4 protein-coding genes and 1 pseudogene are annotated in these 4,433 nt (G+C 53.8%); 3 read left to right on the top strand and 2 right to left on the bottom strand.

Annotated elements, in window-relative coordinates; translation table 11 throughout:
* Nucleotides 1-78: 78 nt before the first annotated feature.
* Complete coding sequence (locus ABY948_RS11400; protein WP_461482659.1) at nt 79-732, bottom strand: histidine phosphatase family protein; 654 nt, start codon at nt 730-732, stop codon at nt 79-81.
* A 407-nt stretch (nt 733-1,139) separates the two neighbouring features.
* Between ABY948_RS11400 and ABY948_RS11395 the strand changes: the two genes are divergently transcribed.
* Together ABY948_RS11395 and ABY948_RS11390 are read left to right on the top strand one after the other, a co-directional pair.
* Nucleotides 1,140-2,369 carry a sensor histidine kinase gene (locus ABY948_RS11395; protein WP_461482658.1) on the top strand — a complete coding sequence of 410 codons (1,230 nt, stop codon included), beginning with the start codon at nt 1,140-1,142 and terminating at the stop codon, nt 2,367-2,369.
* A 22-nt stretch (nt 2,370-2,391) separates the two neighbouring features.
* Nucleotides 2,392-3,921 carry a diguanylate cyclase gene (locus ABY948_RS11390; RefSeq protein ID WP_461482657.1) on the top strand — a complete coding sequence of 510 codons (1,530 nt, stop codon included), beginning with the start codon at nt 2,392-2,394 and terminating at the stop codon, nt 3,919-3,921.
* A gap of 64 nt (nt 3,922-3,985) precedes the next feature.
* Here the strand turns inward: ABY948_RS11390 and ABY948_RS11385 are convergent, their stop codons facing one another.
* Nucleotides 3,986-4,174 (bottom strand): hypothetical protein, encoded by a 189-nt coding sequence (locus ABY948_RS11385; RefSeq protein ID WP_461482656.1) that lies wholly within the window; start codon nt 4,172-4,174, stop codon nt 3,986-3,988.
* Between the two features lie 61 nt (nt 4,175-4,235).
* On the opposite strand from ABY948_RS11385, the pseudogene ABY948_RS11380 reads away from it, so the two are divergent.
* A pseudogene (locus tag ABY948_RS11380) lies at nt 4,236-4,433 on the top strand (NAD(P)/FAD-dependent oxidoreductase); the annotation flags it as partial.

Here is a 4,433-nt window from a genome sequence, read left to right as displayed (position 1 = left end):
GCCGGCAATTCCCAGCAAGGGTACGAGGAATAAACCGCTCCGCATGAATGTTTCCCGCAGCGACATAAATACCCCCCATTACCGGTTAAGACCGGTCATTTCCCAACCATCCGGGGGAATTTCTCCAATATAGACAAATCCCCCTTCCCCAATAGGTTTGAATACATGCGCGACGCCTTCCGGTTTCGGCCATATTCCCGTAGCCTCCCGCAGGTTCGCGGTATGTGATACCAGAACTGTGTTAACACCCTCCTGTGGCAGTGTGGACAGGAGACCCCTGAGCTGTGTCGTAATTTCAGCTCTCTGCGTTTTGGTGACATTGATGGCAAAAAACAGGATATCGCTGGGCTGGGCCCGACCAAAGAGATTCCTCGCGGTGTCCATACACCGGCAATAGGGGCTCGAGAGAACTTCGCCGATGGGTATGCCATGCTTTTTGATGGCCTTCCCCATCAACCGGGTTTGCTCAATACCCGTCGACGTCAAATTCCGTTGGATTCGGCAATTGGTGATATTTTCGCGGTCGACTTCCTTTTCTCCTTCCCTGCCGGTTATGCCATGCCTGAAATAAATGATGTAGCCACCTTTTTTCAGCTCATCAATCAGTGCACCAGGCGACAGCAAGGGCGCCTTGTTAGCGGTGACGTCCTCGCCGCGTCCCGCAGCGGGAACCACCGCTAACACAATGCAAAATACAACGATACCAACGGCCCAATTGTTGTTGTAATTCATTGTGCCCACTCCCTGTGGTTTATTGGTTTCTCGGCACGGATACCCGCTTGCAATATCTGCATTCCGTATTGTGCCAGCTCAGACTGAGGCACCCTCCCGGACAGCTACCCTGCATCATATAATAGTATAAATTTTCCCGACTAAAGCTGGGGTTGTATTTGACTACAACTTTCCACAAGCCGATATAAATTTAAAAAACAGTGTCATGAAATTTTCCGCTGGCATTCCTCCATGAATGAATCCGTGATGTTCTGCCGCTTCGCGACTTCACCATGAAACTGATAATGCCTCCTTTTCCATTACGTTCGAATTTACCTTCCTTAAAAAAAAGGCCCCGAATGATTCTATGGTCAACTATAGTTTTCTGGGATGAATAACAACCAAAAACCCCATGGAGGAACGCAACTATGGAAGCGCTGGTAGCGTTTTTCAGTGGCGAGGGTTTCATGCCCCATGGCCACTGCTATTTCTGGACCCCCGGGCTGCTTTGGCTCAATGTTACCTCGGATGGACTGACCGCCATCGCCTATACGACCATTCCCTTTACCCTGGCTTACCTGGTGCGGAAACGCCAGGATATCCCGTTCAATTGGATGTTTGTCGCTTTTGGTATTTTTATTCTGGCCTGCGGTGCCACCCATATGATGGATATCTTGACCACCTGGTATCCCGCCTACTGGCTCTCCGGGTATATCCGCGGTATAACGGCATTGGCCTCTATCGTTACCGCCTATCTCCTGATTCGCCTGATACCCACTGCGCTGGCCCTTCCCAGTCAAAAACAGCTGGTGGAAGCGAATGCGGCACTGGCCCGAACCAATGCCGAACTGCAGGAGGCCAACCGGCGTCTGGAGGAAGCCCAGCAAGAACTCTTGCAAAGGGAAAAGATGGCCGCCCTGGGCGGCTTGGTTGCCGGCGTGGCCCATGAGATCAATACGCCCATCGGCATTATCGTCACCAGCTCTTCCATGCTGACCCAACAGACACACCAGTTGCGCGCCCACTACCAACAAGGGGATTTATCCGAGGAAGAGTTTGAAGACTATATGGAGACAGCCGAATTATCGGCGCAATTGATCGAGTCCAACGCCACCCGGGCCGCCGATCTCATTCACTCCTTTAAACAGGTTGCCGTGGACCAATCATCACAGGAACAGCGGGAAATCAATGTCGGCGAGTACATCCGCGAAACCCTCGCCAGCCTGACCCCCGCCCTGAAAAAGTCATCAGTGAGCGTGGAAGTAACAGGTCCCACAGACCTGAACATCAGCACCTACCCCGGCGCCCTGGCACAAGTCCTGACCAATCTCGTTCTCAACTCTCTCAATCACGGTTTTGATCAGGACTTCACAGAGGAAGCCGGTCGCATTCATATTCACTTTGAAAAGGTGGGCGATCAGATCCTGTTGCGCTATACGGATAATGGCAGGGGTATTCCCAAGGAATTGCGGATCAAGGTGTTCGAACCTTTTTTCACCACTAAACGCCATGCCGGCGGCAGCGGACTTGGCCTTCACATTCTTCACAATCTGGTAACTGCCACGCTCAACGGTAAAGTACAGATCGACGAGCCCCGAGATGGCCGGGGAGTTCAGTTCGTGATGGAGTTTCCGTATAACGGCGCGCAAACCGCGTGATCCAAGGGAGGTAATGATTACCGTGGCCAAGCTCAAACTGACCCCCAAAAATCAAAAGGAGCATCCGGAAGAGACTGATCGGAACTGGAAAATCCTTGTGGTGGATGACGATATTGGAATTCATTCCGTGACCCGCATGGCCCTCAAGAACCTGCGCTTCGATGGGCGCGCCGTTCACATCTTGAGTGCCGAGAGCGCCATACAGGCCAAGGCACTGCTGGCGGAGGAAAAGGATATCGCCATTGCCCTGGTCGATGTGGTGATGGAAACCGATGACGCCGGTTTGCGATTGACTCGCCACATCCGCGAGGAGTTGCAGAACAGCATCATACGAATCATTCTGCGTACCGGCCAACCCGGTCAGGCCCCCGAAGAGGAGATTATTGTTAAATACGATATCAATGACTATAAATCCAAAACCGAACTGACCGCCCAAAAACTGTTTTTAACCACCATCACCGCCTTGCGCACCTACCAACATCTGCGGGTTATTGATGCCCATCGCCATGGTCTGCAACAGATCATCGAAGCATCGGACTCCCTGAGTGAGGAGCGCTCACTGCATATGTTCGCTGCCGGCGTGCTCACCCAGCTCGGCTCGCTGCTGGGGGTTGGCGGCCACGGCATACTTTGTGTCCAGGACTACGGAACGTCGGGGTACTCTGAAGATATTCAGATACTGGCGGCCAGCGAAGCTGACTGGCTGGCGTCGGAGACAAGCTGGCAGAACCTGCATATCGATTTGGAAGTGCGGGAATTGATTCTGTCCACCTTCAAGAGTCAGAGCAACCACTACAGTTCCCAACACACGACGCTCTATCTGGGGCACCCGGAAGGGCATGTCATCGTTGCCTATTTGAACTGCCGCGCACCTGAGGACTTCACCCGCAGCCTAATGGAGCTCTTTTGCAGAAAAATTGCCGCCAATTTTCGCAACCTTTATCTCTACGAGCAGCTTCGGGAAAGCAATGCCATGCTGGAACAGAAGGTTGAGGATCGCACCCGTGAACTGACAATAGCCAACCAGCTCCTCTCCAAACTGGCCGCTACTGACACCCTGACAGGCATTCCGAATCGCCGTAGTTTTTACGACAACCTCGAGCGGGAAAGCGAGCGCTTGGCGCGAAATGGCGGCACGTTTTCTGTCGCCATGGTGGATATCGATCACTTCAAGGATATCAATGACCATCACGGCCACCAGATGGGAGACAAGGTGCTGCAGATAGTGGCGAAACAGCTTCAACAGTGCATACGCAGTGTGGACACGTTGGGTAGAGTCGGGGGAGAGGAGTTTGCCGTGTTGTTTTCCGGCGCGCCCCTGGACGTAGCCATGACTGCCGCGGAGCGCTTGCGAACGTCCGTTGCCACCACTTCCGCCGAGCTAACAGGCGTATCGGTAACCATCAGCCTTGGCGTGGTCCAGGTGGATCGAGGGGAAACGGGGGCTACCGCGCTGGCCCGAGCCGATAAGGCCCTTTACGCAGCCAAGGAAAATGGTCGCAACTGCACTTATTCTTCGGCTTCGACACATCCCATAGATTCCCCCGGCTAAAAACCGGGGGAATCTGTACACACACGGGACAGAGCCATCTCTGCCGTCAAGATGAACTCTTCAGCTAGAAATGAAATCGCATGCTCAACAGGTATCGCCAGTCCTTTTCTGCATTCAAGTCCTGCACTACGCCGCCTTCGATCACCCACTTCTGATGAGCCCACTGTAATCCGACAGTCACCTGATGGATGGTGCCACTGACCTCGTCCCAGCGGCCATTTAACTCCAGAACGCCATTCAGTTCCGGCGGCATGCCCCAATCGGGACGCTCACCAGGAGACAAACGGTATTGCCACGAAATATCATAGCGGCCCGAGCAGGCGGAAAATCTCGGTGTGGAAGTCTTCCCCGGCTTTGCCGCCGCGGAAGTACTCTACGCTGAAAACGGCGAAGTGCGCGGCATCATTACCGGTGACATGGGGGTGGGGCTGAATGGTGAGCACAAGGATGCCTACATGCCCGGCATGGAGCTGCGCGGCAAATACACCTTCTTTGCCGAGGGCTGCCGCGGT

The organism is Porticoccus sp., from assembly GCF_041592135.1.
Classification (GTDB): Bacteria; Pseudomonadota; Gammaproteobacteria; order Pseudomonadales; family Porticoccaceae; genus Porticoccus.
This window is presented reverse-complemented; position numbering and strand designations above follow the sequence as displayed.

What these genes read in the sequence shown, in the direction of transcription:
- ABY948_RS11400 (WP_461482659.1), bottom strand. Translation starts at nt 732, where the DNA reads ATGAATTACAACAACAATTGGGCCGTTGGTATCGTTGTATTTTGCATT.
- ABY948_RS11395 (WP_461482658.1), top strand. Translation starts at nt 1,140, where the DNA reads ATGGAAGCGCTGGTAGCGTTTTTCAGTGGCGAGGGTTTCATGCCCCAT.
- ABY948_RS11385 (WP_461482656.1), bottom strand. Translation starts at nt 4,174, where the DNA reads ATGCCGCCGGAACTGAATGGCGTTCTGGAGTTAAATGGCCGCTGGGAC.